This window comes from Rothia mucilaginosa, assembly GCF_964211445.1.
Classification (GTDB): Bacteria; Actinomycetota; Actinomycetes; order Actinomycetales; family Micrococcaceae; genus Rothia; species Rothia mucilaginosa_E.
Map to the genome: position 1 here is coordinate 1 of NZ_CAXOQT010000024.1, position 14,920 is coordinate 14,920.

The 14,920-nt window shown below is 62.4% G+C and carries 10 protein-coding genes; 2 read left to right on the forward strand and 8 right to left on the reverse strand.

All coding sequences use genetic code 11. The features are described 5' to 3' along the window. Positions 1-24: 24 nt before the first annotated feature. From AB8E48_RS06760 to AB8E48_RS06780, 5 genes are all read right to left on the reverse strand, one after another. Positions 25-534 (reverse strand): SRPBCC domain-containing protein, encoded by a 510-nt coding sequence (locus AB8E48_RS06760; protein WP_368886197.1) that lies wholly within the window; start codon positions 532-534, stop codon positions 25-27. 32 nt (positions 535-566) lie between these two features. Further along, the gene (gene tgt, locus AB8E48_RS06765; protein ID WP_368886198.1) at positions 567-1,877 is read right to left on the reverse strand and encodes a tRNA guanosine(34) transglycosylase Tgt; all 1,311 of its coding nucleotides are present in this window, start codon (positions 1,875-1,877) and stop codon (positions 567-569) included. 124 nt (positions 1,878-2,001) lie between these two features. Next, entirely contained in the window at positions 2,002-2,940 is a 939-nt protein-coding gene (locus AB8E48_RS06770; protein ID WP_368886199.1) for a Dyp-type peroxidase, read from the reverse strand. A 127-nt stretch (positions 2,941-3,067) separates the two neighbouring features. Then, positions 3,068-4,330 carry a glycoside hydrolase family 76 protein gene (locus AB8E48_RS06775; protein WP_368886200.1) on the reverse strand — a complete coding sequence of 421 codons (1,263 nt, stop codon included), beginning with the start codon at positions 4,328-4,330 and terminating at the stop codon, positions 3,068-3,070. Positions 4,331-4,493: 163 nt separating this feature from the next. Beyond that, entirely contained in the window at positions 4,494-5,612 is a 1,119-nt protein-coding gene (locus tag AB8E48_RS06780) for a pseudouridine synthase (protein WP_368886201.1), read from the reverse strand. Positions 5,613-6,203: 591 nt separating this feature from the next. On the opposite strand from AB8E48_RS06780, the gene AB8E48_RS06785 reads away from it, so the two are divergent. Continuing rightward, entirely contained in the window at positions 6,204-6,788 is a 585-nt protein-coding gene (locus tag AB8E48_RS06785; protein ID WP_303973533.1) for a TetR/AcrR family transcriptional regulator, read from the forward strand. Positions 6,789-7,078: 290 nt separating this feature from the next. Here AB8E48_RS06785 and AB8E48_RS06790 read toward each other — a convergent pair whose 3' ends face one another. Then, complete coding sequence (locus AB8E48_RS06790; RefSeq protein WP_368886202.1) at positions 7,079-12,541, reverse strand: DEAD/DEAH box helicase; 5,463 nt, start codon at positions 12,539-12,541, stop codon at positions 7,079-7,081. A 147-nt stretch (positions 12,542-12,688) separates the two neighbouring features. On the opposite strand from AB8E48_RS06790, the gene AB8E48_RS06795 reads away from it, so the two are divergent. Next, complete coding sequence (locus AB8E48_RS06795; RefSeq protein ID WP_368886203.1) at positions 12,689-13,276, forward strand: malonic semialdehyde reductase; 588 nt, start codon at positions 12,689-12,691, stop codon at positions 13,274-13,276. 131 nt (positions 13,277-13,407) lie between these two features. Here the strand turns inward: AB8E48_RS06795 and AB8E48_RS06800 are convergent, their stop codons facing one another. Next, the gene (locus AB8E48_RS06800) at positions 13,408-14,352 is read right to left on the reverse strand and encodes a DUF4232 domain-containing protein (RefSeq protein ID WP_368886204.1); all 945 of its coding nucleotides are present in this window, start codon (positions 14,350-14,352) and stop codon (positions 13,408-13,410) included. Between the two features lie 2 nt (positions 14,353-14,354). Continuing rightward, a complete protein-coding gene (locus AB8E48_RS06805) occupies positions 14,355-14,675 on the reverse strand; it encodes a 2Fe-2S iron-sulfur cluster-binding protein (protein WP_005509285.1) in 321 nt (106 codons plus the stop codon). Positions 14,676-14,920: the final 245 nt, after the last annotated feature.

A 14,920-nucleotide genomic window follows, 5' to 3' on the forward strand; every position in this document is an offset into this window, starting at 1 on the left:
AAATAGCTGGGGCTCAGGGGAAGGCTAGAGCTCCCCGCGGGCGCGGGCGGCGAGCACATCGTCCAGGCGGGCGAAGGTCGAACGCCAGGTGGTGCGCACTTCCTCGTGGACCGAGGGAGGCATGGGGCCAATCTCAATGACGATGCGGGTACCGGAGCCCACGCCGTCAGCGGTAATCACGGTTTCGGGGAAGAAACGGTGACGCTGGTACACCAGCACGCTGCCGGGGTTACCCAGGTGGTCGGGCAGCTGCTCGGCGTACTCGATCTCCTTGAACGGTTCAATGCTCAGGAATCGGCTCTGCAGGATGCAGGACACCGAGGGGTCGACCTCGTTGATCATGGAGAGGCGCTGCATGCCGCCGACCACGGGCTCCACGACAACGTCGGTGGGGCGCACATGCCAGCCTGCGGGGCCGTACCAGCGGACCAGCAGTTCGGGGTCCAGGTAGGCACCGAAGACGTCCTCGACCGGTGCGGCAATTTCGTGGTCGAAGACGAGAAGCTCCTCATCGGGAACATGAGTGATGCTCATAGGGTTCTCCTTACGCGGGTTGAAGAGCGGGTTTAGGGCTTCTTGCCGGAGTAGTAGTTGCCGAGGAATTCGTCACGGTACTCGAAGTAGGTGCCGTCCTTGATGGCATCGCGGGCGTCGTCCACCATGCGCACGATGAAACGCTCATTGTGGATGGAGGCGAGGGTCGCCGCCAGACGCTCGTCCGCCTTGAAGAGGTGACGCAGGTAGGCGCGGGTGTAGTGGGTGCAGGTGTAGCAGTCGCAGCCCTCGTAGATGGGCGAGAAGTCCGCCTTGAAGCGTGCGTTGGTGATGTTGTAGCGGCCGGTGGGGGAGTAGACGGCTGCGTTGCGTGCCACGCGGGTGGGGGAGACGCAGTCGAAGGTGTCCACGCCGTTCTCGATGCCGACGAAGATGTCGTCGGGTTCGGAGATGCCGAGCAGGTGGCGGGGCTTGGATTCGGGCAGCTCTTCGGCGCACCAGCGCACGATGGTGCCGAGGTTTTCCTTCTCGAGCGCGCCACCGATGCCGAAGCCGTCGAAGGGCATGGAGCCGAGGTCCTGGCATGCCTTGCGGCGCAGGTCCTCGTACTGTGCGCCCTGAATCACGCCGAACAGCGCCTGGTAGGGCTTGCCCACGCGCTCTTCGGTGAGGCGCTGGTGCTCAGCGATGCAGCGCAGCGCCCACAGGCGGGTGCGTTCGAGCGCCTCCTCCTGGTAGCCGCGGGAGTTGTACAGGGTGGTCAGCTCGTCGAAGGCGAACATGACGTCGGCACCAATCTGGTGCTGTACCTGCATGGACACCTCGGGGGTGAAGCGGTGAATCGAGCCGTCAATATGGGACTTGAAGTTCACACCGTCGTCGTCAATGTGGGCGAGGCGTTCCTTGCCCTTTGCCACGTCGTCGTCGCCGAGGGGGCGGCCGTCGGCGCCCTTAGCGTCCGCGACGGTACCCATGTCGATCACCTTTTTAAAGCCGGAGCCCAGGCTCATGACCTGGAAGCCGCCGGAGTCGGTGAAGGTGGGGCCGTCCCAGTTCATGAAGGCACCCAGGCCGCCTGCCGCGTCGAGGATTTCGGGGCCGGGCTGCAGGTACAGGTGGTAGGCGTTGGAGAGCAGAGCCTGAGCGCCGAGCTCCTTCATGGATTCGGGCAGGACCGCCTTGACGGTTGCCTTGGTGCCCACGGGGGTGAAGGCGGGGGTCTGGATCTGTCCGTGCGGGGTGGTGATGACACCGGTGCGTCCGCGGAACTGTCCGCCGTTGGCTTCTACACGTTCAGCGCTGGGGGAGGCGGTGTCCGCCAGGCGGCTGGTGATGGTGAAGCCAAAGTCCTCGGTGGGGAAAGAATTATCTAGAACGCTCATTCTTCTCTCGATTGTTTGCTTTCCGTCTGAATGTCTACACCCTAGCCTACCGGAAAACCCCGCCTCCTTTGCCGGAGGCGGGGTTCGCAAGAAGCTAGCCGGGCGCAGCTGGGTTCAGCCAAGCTTAGCCGGCGAAGTCGCCGAGCATGTCCACGGTCGGCACGAAGAAGAGGGTGCCGGTCACCGCGGTGCTGAAGTCCAGTAGACGGTCGTAGTTAGCGCCGTCCACTCCCATGAACATGTTCATGAGCATCTTCTGAACGGTCGAGAAGGTGCTGGCGTAGCAGATGAAGTAGGTGCCCAGCTCGTTGTTACCCACGGTGCCGAAGGGCATATTGTCGCGAATAACCTTGAAGTCGTCACCGATATTGGCGATGGCGGAGTGCGAGTTAGCGGGCTTTTCGTCCTCGTCCATCTCAATGTCGTCGTGCTTGGAGCGGCCGATGACCTTCTCCTGCTCGGAGACGGGCAGATTATTCCACGCGGTCATGTCGTGAATGTACTTCTGCACGAACTGGTAGCTGCCGCCCTTGTACATGGGGTCATTGTCACCGATGAGGCCGAAGTATTCGCGCGCCGCGGGGGTCTGCGGGTTCTCGGTACCGTCCACAAAGCCGATGATGGAGCGGCCGTCCCAGTATCGGAAGCCGTGCACCTCCTCGAGCACCTCGGCAATATCGCGCAGAGCCGCGGTAATAGCGGACGCCATATCGTAGGCAACCGACGGCTGGGTCGCGCGGATGTGGAAGTGCAAATCGCCGGGAGTGGACACAGCGGTGTGCTTGGGGCCCCTAATCTCCTCGAACTCCACGAGCTCCTGCGGCAGCGGCTTGGGAAGATCCAGGGTCAGCCACGCGCTGTGGCTGATGCCCAGCACAATGCTGGCGTTCTCGGGCGAGTAGCGGTTCGCGGCGGTGTGGTTGAGGTTAATGACGAGCCCGCAGAGGTTCTGGAACCCCTCAACGAGCGCGTCCTGAGAGACGCCCTCCTTGAACTTCCACACCATGAAAATGGTGTTAGCGTTCGGGCTGGCAGTGACCTGTTGTGATTCTGAAGCAAGCATAAAGTTCACCGTACGCCTGCCTGCAAGCCCCTGCAATGAAACCAGCCCTAACCTTTCTGCACTGGTGAGAGAAGGCTAGGGCTGGTATCAACGCTATGAATATAAAAGCTGTGTTTAGAAGCCGTGCTTAGAAACCGTGGGAGGCGAGGTCACGGGCATGCGCCAGACGCGCCGCCGTCTCAAAAATAGTCCACGCCTGCACCTGAGTGGACAGCTCCACCGGCGCGCCGGGCTTCACAACCTTGCTCATCGGCTCGGTGAAACGCGGGGAGAACTGCACGAGCGCCTTACCGCGAATCTCGTTCGGATCAATGCCGTACTCGTTCATCGGCAGGTCGGGGTCGAACTCGCGGCGGCCCTCCCACAGGGCGCGTGCGGTCGAGTACACCAGGGTGGATGCGAGCGCTCGCGCCTCATCGCTGAGCAGCGGCGAGGATGCCGCCATGCCCAGGTAGCGCACGAGAATGCCGGTGAACAGGCCGCCGTCGCCGTCGCCGTGCGAGATGAGGATGCGGCGGCGCGCGCCGGAGAGGAACTCCACCTCTTCGGTCATGTGTTTGACGATGCCGACGATGAGGCGTTCGGCGCGTTCGGCGGGGTCCACCTCGCAGGGTACGCCGGAGGCAGCGAGGCTCAGCAGGGCGCCGAGGGCGGTTCCCTGGTTGTAGGTGTATTCGCCGCGTTCGTAGTCGTACTCGTCGCCGCGCACGTTCACGCCGTCAATATAGAGCGAACGTTCTGCATCCCAGAGAGTTTCATTCATCCAGTCCATCAGCGCGGCGGCAGTCTTCGGGTCGCCCGCACGCACATACGCCAGGGCTGTCGGTGCGGTCGCCGCAGCATTCACAAAATCACGCTTGGACTTGCGCCAACTCATGCCACCCACCGGGGAGAAACCCTTCGCCAGCTGCTCGAAGAGAGCCGCGCCAGCATCCTGGGCGGCAACATCATTCGCGCCGGTCAGCTCAATGCAGAAGGAATTCATGCGGCCCACCGCGAGGGTCAGCCACGCCATATCGTCAAAGTAGTCGTTCGCGAAGCGGCCGTAGTTACGCACGTTAATGCCGCGCAACAGTGCGCGAGCACGGTGCAACTCCTCCTGAGCGGCAGTGATATCGCCCTCGCGCAGGTGACGCTGGCCGGCATCAATCAGGCAATCCAGCAGGTGCGCCTGCCACCAGTAATGCCACGCGTTCAGGCGCTGGCTCAGCGGGCGCGGGTCGGGCACCTGTACCGAACCGATGAGTGCGCCGGGAACGCCAAGAATACGATGCACGAAGGTGTCGGTGACGCTGACGGCTGCGGCAGCGGCATGCGAGGAAGTGCGTTCGGCGTACTCGCTAATCGACTCCAGAGACTGCGCGTTGTGGGAAGACGGCTGGGAATTCATGGACCCTCTGTAGTTGCGGTGAAGTATTACGTCTGAAATTATCCCACTTTTTGCCCTCTGAGCGCCCGGATGCTGTGGGCGGGCTCTCGGGTGTGATTCCTTTTCGAGAGCCCGCCGAGAAGATGCACCGCAGGGAATGGGGTGAACGCCACTCAAAAACGGGTTAGGCGGCGGCAACCAGCGAGCGGCCACTGTACAGGTCCACCTGCTCACCGGTGATGGGGTGCTTAAAATGCAGGCTGTAGGCCAGTAGCTGCAGCGGGTACTCGGGGCGGTCGGGTGCGTCGGGGAGCACCTGCGGGTAGAGTACATCGCCCAGAATGGGGGAGCCCAGCATATTCAGATGCGCCCGCAACTGGTGCGTCTTGCCGGTGTGAGGCGCCAAATCATAGAGCGCCCATTCTCTATTCGGTTCCGCGCGCCAACCCTCGACCGCCTGCACGCTCGGGGTGAAAGTACGCAGAATCTTTGCGGTCGTGAGCGTATTCGGCTCCACGCCCTGCGTCGCGCACTGCTCCTCCGAAAGCTGCTGAACCTGCAACTGATCACGAATCTTCTGAATATGCGAACGCACCTGCAGACCCTCCGCACTCAACGCCTGCTCGGTGGCGGCAGGATCGGAGGGAACCGGCGCCACGGCACGGTAAGTCTTCGACACCTGACGATGCTGAAACATCATCTGGAAGGGACGGCGTGCCTCCACCGTCTTGGCAAAGAGCAGCACACCCGCGGTCGGGCGGTCCAGGCGGTGAATCGGAATCAGCAGCGGGTTCTGCTCGCGCACCCGCAACTTGGTCAGCGCGGTCTGCGCAATATAGGACCCGCGCGGGGTCGTCGGCAGAAAATGCGGCTTATCAATCGCCAGCATGTACTCGTCCTCGTAGAGCACCGGCATATCGGAGGGCAGTTCCGGTTCGTCGGCAAGCTCGCGGAAGTACCAGATGCGCTCGCCGGGCATATACGGGCTATCGCTGGTCAGCATCGTGCCGTCATCCAGACGCACCTCGCCAGTATTAAAGCGGGCGTGAATAATCTGCGGGTCGTTCGGGTAGAAACGCGCAATCAGATAATCCGCAATGGTCGCCGGGGCGGTGCTGTTCGGGAAGAGCTCGGTGGGGAGCTCCTCTAGGTGCGGCAGGATCAGCTGAATCGGGTCAATGCCGTTCTTCTGGGCCAGGGGAGGGGTCAGGAGGCGTCGGTGCGTACGGCGTGCAGGCTTCGCCTGGTAGTTTGTGCCGGGCTGTGCACTGGGCTGTGTGCAGGTGGTTTTCTGTGCGGGCATGGCTCTACTCTACCGCCTGGGCTCTAGCAGCTGGGTAGGGCAGGATTGGTGCTGAACATATGCGGACTGAACCGGTTGCACTGAGCTACGTGCGGGTGGGAGCGGGGGAAATATTAACGTGGGTTTGGTGTGGGGTTGCGAAATTTAGATTTGTCTGACACTCATGAATGCTTGTGTGAATGTGTGGGCGAGAAAACGAAAACTTCACAAATTTTTGAAATTATTGGACATTTAATTTAAAAAAACTGCATTAATTTTACAAAAAATAGTGTTTAAGTGCGATATTTTCGAAAATGCTGTCAAATCAGGAATCAATAACCCTTAATTTAGACCCTGTGGTTTTTCTAATTATAAAAGATGTAAAGCAAGTAAAGACCTGCTAACCTGGGCATCCTACGTCATAAACGCCTTAATAAAAGCTGGAAACAGCCTTAAAGCGGTACGATTAAGACACAGAAGTTCGAAATGTCGGACGAAGGGGTCGAAATGGGACAGAAACAGCGCAAGGATGCAGAGATTAAAGGAACAGCCCCGATGACAGCGATGCAATCGGACAATTCTAAAACACCGGAAAATAAAGAAGGAGAGGTTATGGAACATTCACAAAAGAATGCAGAGCCTCGCACCGGTGCTTTGCGTATGGAACCGCACGAACGTGAAGAGCAAATTCTGAAAATTGCTGCGGAACATTTTGCTCGCCGCGGCGTGCTGGGCGCCTCCATGAGTGCTATCGCCCGCGATGCCGGCATCACCCGTGCCCTGCTTTACCACTACTTCCCCGGCAAGGACTCCCTGGCTGCCGCCGTCACTCGACGCGAAGCTAAAGCGGTCCTCGAAGCCCTGGGTGAGCACCACGAAAACCCCGAAGAGGCCCTGCGCAATGCACTGCGCACGTACTTCCTCGTCGTAGCCGGTGTCCCCACCCCCGGTGGGGAGGACTTCCCGAACAACCCCACCGACTACCTCGAATGGATGCTCAAGCGCACCGGCATGCCGATTAATGACCGCACCCGCGTCATTCTCGGTGGTTGGTTGCAGCTCGTCGACTACTTCGCCCTGCATGTCGTGCAGCTCAACCCTCGCGATCAGCGTACCGTTCGATCCCGCGGGCTCGGGCTCGAAGAAGCTATCGACCTGTGCCTGGGTGCTGTGGACACCCTCACCGGCGGCTACTAGTCACTTCAAGAGGCGACAGATCAACGTAGGACTTCCCGCTCCGATGTTTGGTTATGTGCTCCACGGCAAAGGCGGCGTGGACATCCGGGCGGTTATTCCTCCACCACGCCGCTTGCGACGTGGTGGGCTCCGGGAACACCACCCGGTTCGTGAGTAGGGAAACATAATGCCCCGTACCCCCTTCAACGAGGGTACGGGGCATTATGATGCTCAGATTCTGTGATGTTCAGATTGAGGTTAAGGGAATCAGCTTAACTTGAAGCTGAACCTGAGACCCTGCGCGGAGGGTGCTAAATGGAGCGTCGCAACGACAGTCCGCGAACCGTCGCATAGAAACCCTGCGCTTGCAATGCCGCGCGCAGTGCCTCCACCGGATGCTCCACGATTTCGCCGCCGGAGGCGCTCAAAGTATGGGTACCCAAAAGCTCCACATCGTTGACCTTCTCCACCGAAATCTTCTCCGCACCACCGGCAGACACCAGGCGCGCCAGGGCGGGGGTCGCCGCCTCCAGGAGTACCGGGTCGGTGGTGAAAGCCAGCAGGGTCTTTGCGCCACGCTCCACGTACAGCACCGGGGCGCCGTCCACCAGCACCACGCAGGCGCCCGCCTTGCGCGCCGGGCGGTGCTTTACGGTGCCCTCGCCCTCGTGTGCAAAGGAGGGAGTTGCGGGCCAGCTCAACGCCGCACCGTACGGGTTCGCCGGGTCGGTCGCCGCCAGCAGGGTCACCGTGAATGTGCCGTACACCTGCTCGGTATCGGTACGCTGCGGGGTGTAGGCGCTCGCGCCGAAACCCTGCGGACCTGCGGGAATGCTGAGGTTGTCGGCGGTAGAACGCAGTAGGTCCACCGTCGCCGGGGCGGCAAACTGCGCCGCGCCCAAACCCTCAATAAAGTAGCCGCGACGCACCAGCGCACGATCCTCAGCCGCCGAATAAATCCGGTACAGCTGCGAGAACCCGCCGGCAGAATCCTCCACCTGCAGGCACCCGCGAGTCAGCACACCGTAGCGGTCCAGTAACAGATCGGCACGTGCGAGTGCCGCAACTGTCGCCTCCACGGGCTCCTGCAGGAGCGTGTCCACGCGCGAGAAGCGGCCGCTATCCTGCGGGGCAACAGCGGGAGTGGCGGCATGGAAGCCACCGCGTAGGGAACGCAGGCCCCGCCCGGTGGTAGCGCCGTATCCGCTAGTCGGTGCCGAATATCCATCAGAACCGTAGCCGCCCGCCATGCCGTTACCCATGGAGGCGCGCGCCGCCGCAATACGCCCCGCACCGCGGCGACCCACCCGCGACAGACGCGCAGGAGCCGCCGGCGTCGGATGTGCACTGCGCACCCCCGCAAGCATCGCCCGAACCGGCGCGAAACTATCGTTCGTCACCGCGCCAGCCCACACCAGACGCCACAGTGCCGCCGAAACCTCCGCTGCATCCGGGAAAGTCACCACCTGACCGGCGGGCGCAGCCGCGCTCATCAGCTGCGCCACCCGCTCACGCAACGCCGGCACGAACAGGCCGCCGTGAGCCAGAGCCTCATAGATTGCGTGCTCCAGGGTGCCCGGAGTCTGCAGAGCCTCCCAGAGCTCGGGGTTCTCCGCGTGCAGCAGCTGTTCCGGGTAGTCCTCGCCCAGAGTCAGCGAAGAACTCTCGCTCAAATGCAGGCGAATCCAGCCGTCGGACTTCTGCGCGCTACCGCCGCCGAGCTGACCGGCACCGGTGAAGAACACCCGACCGCTCGCCATGAGCTCGTCCAGCATGTGCGGCTGGTAGCCGGGCACGCGCGCCGGAAGAATTAGCGTCTCCAGTGCGGAGGCGGGTACGCGCACACCCGCCAGCTGGTCGATGGCGGTGAGCAGGTCCTCTATTGCGGTGGCAGAGTTTTCGGTGGCGTTTTCAGCCGCCGGGCTGAGGGGTACCACCCTCTCGCCCACCACCGTAGCGGCGCGACGGGAGGGGAGGAACGCACCGTAGGCGCTCGCCTCCGGCAGGGTCTGTGCAACCCGTACCGATAAAGAACGAACGTTCTGCCATGAAGGCAGGAAAACACCGTAGACCTGCGCCGATACCGGCTCAATCTCCTCACGTAGCGCCGCCAGTGAGCGGGCTCGAATCGTGCGCAAAACCTGCGCATCCACCCACTCAACACCGACCGCACCGGGCGTGCGCAACACCTCTGGCAGGAACTCACCGGAGCTCAGACGGCGCTGCTGCTGAAGACGCTGCAACACCGGAGTCAGCACGCCCACACCTACCGGAGTCAGGCGCGAAAAATACTCCGCCGCCTGCTGCGCCGTAAAAGGAATATGGGTGCGCGCGTAGCGAGACACCAGGTCCTCAAGGGGTTCCGCGACCGGCTCCAAAAGGGCTGTAGGAAGTGCTGCGGCGGGCATAATACCCAGCCCATCGCGCAGGCGCGCGGCGTCCTCAACCACCGCGTAGTACAGCTGCGGCTCGGTGTTCTCCTCGGTGGAATCATCGGCAGTTCCCATGAATGAGAACGCGCGCCGCGAGCGCACCAGCTGCTCCGCCAGCTCGCGCGCCTGCTCCACGCTGGCGTGCGCGCCGTACTCCTCGCCGTAGTTTTCAGAATCCTCATGCTCAGTGCCGGGTGCCTCAGCCCGCGGGTTGCCGGCACGCAAACGCAGGCTCAACTCCTGGGCGCTCAACGGACCCAGCTGACGCAACAGATCCGCTACACCCTCCACCCCGGAGGCGCGGTAACGCTCACCCGTGCGCTGCAGACGCTGCTGAGTCTGCACCAGCACCGCCGGGTCCAGTAGGTCACGCAGACCGCTCGAACCCAGCAACTCGGCAAGCAGCGCCGGGTCCAGCGAAAGCGCGGCGGCGCGGCGTTCGGCGGCGGGCGCATCCCCGTCGTAGAGGTGCTCGGCAACGTACTCAAAGAGCAGAGTGCGCGCAAAAGGCGAAGGATCGTTCGTCTCAACCTCAAGCATAGACACCGCCCGAGACTGCAACGAACGGTGCACCTGAACCAGCGCCGGAACATCGTACACATCCTGCAGACACTCGCGAGCCGTCTCCAAAAGCACCGGAAAATCAGGGTACTTACGCGCCACATCCAGCAGCTGCGCCGCACGCTGACGCTGCTGCCACAGCGGGGTGCGCTTACCCGGATCACGGCGCGGCAACAGCAGAGCACGCGCCGCATTCTCACGGAACCGAGACGCAAAAAGCGCCGAATCGCCCACGCGTTCGGTGACAATTGCCTCCAACTCATCCGGGTCGAAGAGGAACAGATCAGCGCCCGGTGGCACATCCTCCATGGCAGGCAGGCGCAGAATCAGACCGTCATCACTCGCCATGACGGAGGCGTCCACCCCGTACCGCTCCTCAATGCGGGCGCGCACCGCCAACGCCCAGGGCGCGTGCACACCGTAGCCCAGCGGTGAATGCAGAACCACGCGCCAATCCCCCAGCTCATCGCGGTGCCGCTCCACAATCATGCGAGTGTCGGAGGGAACCGCCCCCGTGGATTCGCGCTGTTCACGCAGGTAGGCGAGCAGGTTATCGACCGCCCAGGTGTCGAGCCCGAGCTGTTCGAGCTGCTGGCGGGCGGCGGCGCTATCGGTGGCACCCAGGCTGGAGAGGGCGCGCGTGAACGCACCCGTCTGCACGCCCAGTGCGTATGGGCGGCCCATGCGGTCGCCGTGCCAGAAGGGCAGGCGCGCGGGCTGGCCGGGTGCGGGGGAGACCCGCACCGCGTCGTGCGTAATTTCTTCGATGCGCCAGCTACTCGCACCGAGGGTGATGACCTCGCCAGCGCGGGATTCGTACACCATTTCTTCGTCGAGCTCACCCACACGCTTGGGGCCGCGCTCCTCATCGCCGCTGACCAGGTAGACCGGGAAGAGGCCGCGGTCGGGAATCGTGCCGCCGCTGGTGACGGCGAGGCGCTGCGCACCGGGACGGCCCTCAATACTGCCGGAGGGTGCCTCCTCGGTGGGGGTGCGGTCCCAGATGATGCGCGGGCGCAGTTCGGCGAATTCGTCGGAGGGGTAGCGTCCGGCGAGCATTTCGAGCACGGAGTCGAAGAGGGCGCGTGGTAGCTCGGCGTAGGGGGCGCTGCGGCGTAGCGCTTCGTACCAGGAGTCCACGCTGATGGGGCCGAGCGCGCAGGCGGCGACGGTCTGCTGCGCGAGTACGTCCAGGGGGTTGGTGGGGATGGCGAGCGGCTCGAGGGTTCTGCTGCGCATGCCGGCGAGGGTGACGGTTGCGCCGAGCAGGTCGCCGCGGTGTTTGGGGTAGAAGAAGCCGCGCGAAATTTCGCCCACGCGGTGCCCGGCGCGACCCACACGCTGCAGCGCGGAAGCAACCGAAGGAGGTGCCGCAACCTGAATGACAAGGTCCACGTGGCCCATATCGATGCCCAGTTCCAGGGAGCTGGTGGCGACCACGCAGCGCAGGGTTCCGCCCTTGAGCGCCTCCTCGATGAGGGTGCGCTGCTCCTTGGACACGGAGCCATGGTGTGCGCGGGCGAGCGGCGGTACTTCGGCAATGTCGCAGATGCCTGCCGCGTAGTCTTCGGGGCTGATGGCCTGCTTCGCGAGGACGCGGCGCAGGTGAATATCGTTGAGTGCTGCGGTGAGCTTTTCCGCTAGTCCGCGCGAGTTAACGAAAACAATTGTAGAACGGTTGTTCTCGATATGGTCGACGATGCGCTCTTGAACGCGCGGCCAAATGGAAGTCTCCGGGCGCTCGCTATCGGGGGTTTCGCGGAGTGAATATTCCGGGATGGTGAGCGTATTTTTGGGTGCGGTGTTATCGCCCTGTTGCGCCGGGTTTGCTTGCCCGGTTTCTTTCGCGATTTCCTGCCCGGGGAACACGCCAATGGCATCTTCGAGCGTGTAGGGCGCGCTCGCCGGGGCGTTGGGTGCACTGGAAGCAGGCTGTGCTACGCCCTGTTGTGAGCCGGTAGAAGCTGAACCTCCGCCTCCCTGCACCTCCGAGGGTGCGTATTCCGAGGGCGAGTAGAGCCCCTGCCCGTAGTCGTTGGCGCCTCCGAGTGCCGCCATATCGGGTACGGGCACGCTCAGGCGCAGGTCCCATTCTTTGGCGACCGGGCGGCTCATGATGGTCACCGGCTGAATGCCGCCGAGGAACCGGGCAACCGCCTCGGGATTTTCGACCGTTGCGGAGAGCCCAATGCGCTGCGTGGGCTTCGTAAGGAGCGCGTCGAGGCGTTCGAGGGAGACCGCCAGGTGTGCGCCGCGTTTGGTGGCGGCGAGGTTGTGAATCTCATCCACAATCACGGTGGTTACGCCGGCGAGGGTGTTGCGGGCGGCGCTGGTGAGCATGAGGTAGAGGGATTCGGGGGTGGTGATGAGAATGTCGGGTGGGTTGCTGATGAGCTGGCGGCGTTCGCGTGCGGGGGTGTCGCCGCTGCGCACGCCCACGCTGATGCTCGGCTCGCCCGTGTCGTTGCCGCTCAGGCGGGTAATTCCAGCGAGCGGTGCGCGCAGGTTGCGTTCGACGTCCGCACCGAGCGCTTTGAGGGGCGAAATATAAAGGATGCGCGTACCGCCCGCGGTGCCGGCTTCGTGTTCGCGGTGTAGGGCGTCGAGTGCCCAGAGGAAGGCTGCGAGGGTTTTGCCGGAGCCGGTGGGGGCGATGATGAGGGTGTTGTTGCCGTTGCGGATGCTCTCCCAGGCGCCTTCTTGGGCGGCGGTGGGTGCGCTGAAGGTGGCGCGGAACCAGTCGCGTACGGGTGCGGAGAAGTGGGAGAGTGCGTCGGTCATGTATCTATTATGGCGGGGTTTATGGTGTGCACCTCTTGAATTGTTGGGGGCTGGGGGAGGAAGATGTGCTTGACAGGTTCCCAACAAGCCCGTAATGTTTTACTTGTAAAGTAATCGATTGAGAGAACAACACAAAGGAGCACCACCATGACCCGCCTGAACGACGAACAGCTCATTAACCTCTTCCACGAGCCGCGCACCGTCTCCTCCTTCACCGAGGAGCCCGTTACCGACGAGCAGCTGCGCCGCATCCAGGAGCTGACCTTCTACGGCCCCACCGCCTTCAACAGTCAGCCCCTGCGCATCACCTGGGTTAAGAGCCCCGAGGCACGCGAGCGCCTCGTCGCACACCTGGCTGACGGCAACAAGGCTAAGACCCAGGCGGCACCGGTCACCGCGATTCTCTCCGCAGACGCAAACTGGGTAGAGCACGCTGACACCTTCAACCCCAACGCTGCCGGCTTCATCAAGGGCTTCTACACCACCGAAGAACTCGTCACCCCCGCCGCTGAGCTGAGCGCTCACCTGCAGGCAGGCTACTTCATCACCGCAATCCGCGCCCTTGGTCTGGACGCTGGCCCCATGACCGGCGCAGACTTCGCCGGAATCAAGAAGGAATTCTTCGCGGACAACGCAGAGATCCCCTTCCTGATCGTCAACCTCGGCCACGGCGAGGCACCCGCATACCCGCGCGGTGCACGCTTCAGCCACGATGAGGTTGCTCGCTCCCTCTAAGAGCGCGCCCCTACGGCATAGCTAGAACCCTAGATTTAGGCTTATAGACAGTTCAAGGGCGGTTCCCCATCGCGGGGAACCGCCCTTGAACTTATATGTGCACAAGTGAACTATACATCTGCAACGCCGCGTTAGCGGGCACCAAACTGACCCACCGACAGCTGCGGAACAGATGAGGAACACGCGGTCGTATCCAGCGGAACAATCACGCCACCGGACCCGGAGGGAAGACCCACCAGGAAGCCCTGAACCGGGCGGCTACCGCAATCGTCACCGAAGCGTGCTGGGTACACCGAACGCAGCACCGCGGTGGTGCTATCGCCGGGGTTGAGGGTCACGCCCGCAGAGTTCATGTACTCATCGGAGGTGGAAGCCTCGCGACCAACCCAGGTTCCCGAAGGACCCGCATGGACCACGCGCGGGTAGCCGCGCAGGGTGCAGGGGGAGTTCGAGGAGTTCTGGAAGTACAGGGTGTAGTTTCGGGCACCGGGGGAGCCTTCTCCAATAGCAACCGAAACGTTCAGGTCATCCAGATCGCACTGGCCGGGACCCTCAACGTTGTTGTTGGAGGAGTTAGAGGACCTCTCCGAAGAACTCGAGGAGTTGGAAGAATTCGACGAGTTCGAGGAACCGGAGGAGTTCGAAGAGTTACCCGAAGAACGAGAACCCGACTGCGAAGACGAGTCTGAGCCCTTCTGGGAGTCCTGCTGAGAATCTGCAGAGTCATCTGAGTTGTTCTGCTCGGAACCCTCGTGGGAGGACTCAGAAGAGTGAGAGTCAGAGTTCTGCTTCGACTCGTGAGTCTCGGTGTGGGAAGAAGACTCAGAGTGCTCAGAGGAAGACTCGTGGTGCTCCGCGTCGGGGGAGTTCACCACGGTAATGGAGCCCGGGGTCACCGAAGGGGTAGCCCCGTCGGAGGCTACTCGAATCGTGCCGGGCTTGACCGAAGCCGAAGCGCTCGGCTGTGCCGAGGTGCCTTCAGCTTCCTGACCGGCCTGGGACGCGCCGCATCCACTGAGCGCGAGCACGCAACAGAGGAGGGTGGTTGATGCGAGTACCTGAGCCGATTTAAACATGATTACATCGCCGCCTGCATTTGGATTTCTGCTCCGTCCATACCGGGGGCGTACTCGACCTGGCAGCACAGGCGAGAGTATTCGTTGGCGACATCGTCGACCATGTCGAGCAGGTCCTGTTCAGCTTCGGTGCGCTCACCGGAAGCCTCAAAGTGCTCGGGGTCGATGAAGCCGTGGCAGGTAGCGCAGGATGCGTTACCACCGCAGGTTGCGAGGACCGGCACGCCGTTAGCCTGGAGGGTTTCCAGGAGGGTGTGGTGGTCTTCCCACTGAATGTCGTAGTTTACGCCTGCTTCGTCAGTGACCTTAATCGTTACGCCCATGCGTTCTCCTTCTTCTGTAGTGATGCGTTTCTATTGTAGAGGTAGGGGCTGTTATTCACCGTACTTTGTGGCGCATCCCCAACCCTACCGTCACGCATATCACGGGAACGCATATTAATTTTTATGCCGTAGGGCATGTATGTGTTGCCCCCAGTCTACCCCGTATTGCCCTGACAGTGCGGGATATTGGTGCTAATGAATACTGCCCCCAGATGCAAAGACATGCTGGGGGCAGTATAAAGAAC

Coding starts and splice junctions, on each gene's coding strand:
- AB8E48_RS06760 (WP_368886197.1), bottom strand. CDS start 534: ATGAGCATCACTCATGTTCCCGATGAGGAGCTTCTCGTCTTCGACCAC.
- tgt (WP_368886198.1), bottom strand. CDS start 1,877: ATGAGCGTTCTAGATAATTCTTTCCCCACCGAGGACTTTGGCTTCACC.
- AB8E48_RS06770 (WP_368886199.1), bottom strand. CDS start 2,940: ATGCTTGCTTCAGAATCACAACAGGTCACTGCCAGCCCGAACGCTAAC.
- AB8E48_RS06775 (WP_368886200.1), bottom strand. CDS start 4,330: ATGAATTCCCAGCCGTCTTCCCACAACGCGCAGTCTCTGGAGTCGATT.
- AB8E48_RS06780 (WP_368886201.1), bottom strand. CDS start 5,612: ATGCCCGCACAGAAAACCACCTGCACACAGCCCAGTGCACAGCCCGGC.
- AB8E48_RS06785 (WP_303973533.1), top strand. CDS start 6,204: ATGGAACATTCACAAAAGAATGCAGAGCCTCGCACCGGTGCTTTGCGT.
- AB8E48_RS06790 (WP_368886202.1), bottom strand. CDS start 12,541: ATGACCGACGCACTCTCCCACTTCTCCGCACCCGTACGCGACTGGTTC.
- AB8E48_RS06795 (WP_368886203.1), top strand. CDS start 12,689: ATGACCCGCCTGAACGACGAACAGCTCATTAACCTCTTCCACGAGCCG.
- AB8E48_RS06800 (WP_368886204.1), bottom strand. CDS start 14,352: ATGTTTAAATCGGCTCAGGTACTCGCATCAACCACCCTCCTCTGTTGC.
- AB8E48_RS06805 (WP_005509285.1), bottom strand. CDS start 14,675: ATGGGCGTAACGATTAAGGTCACTGACGAAGCAGGCGTAAACTACGAC.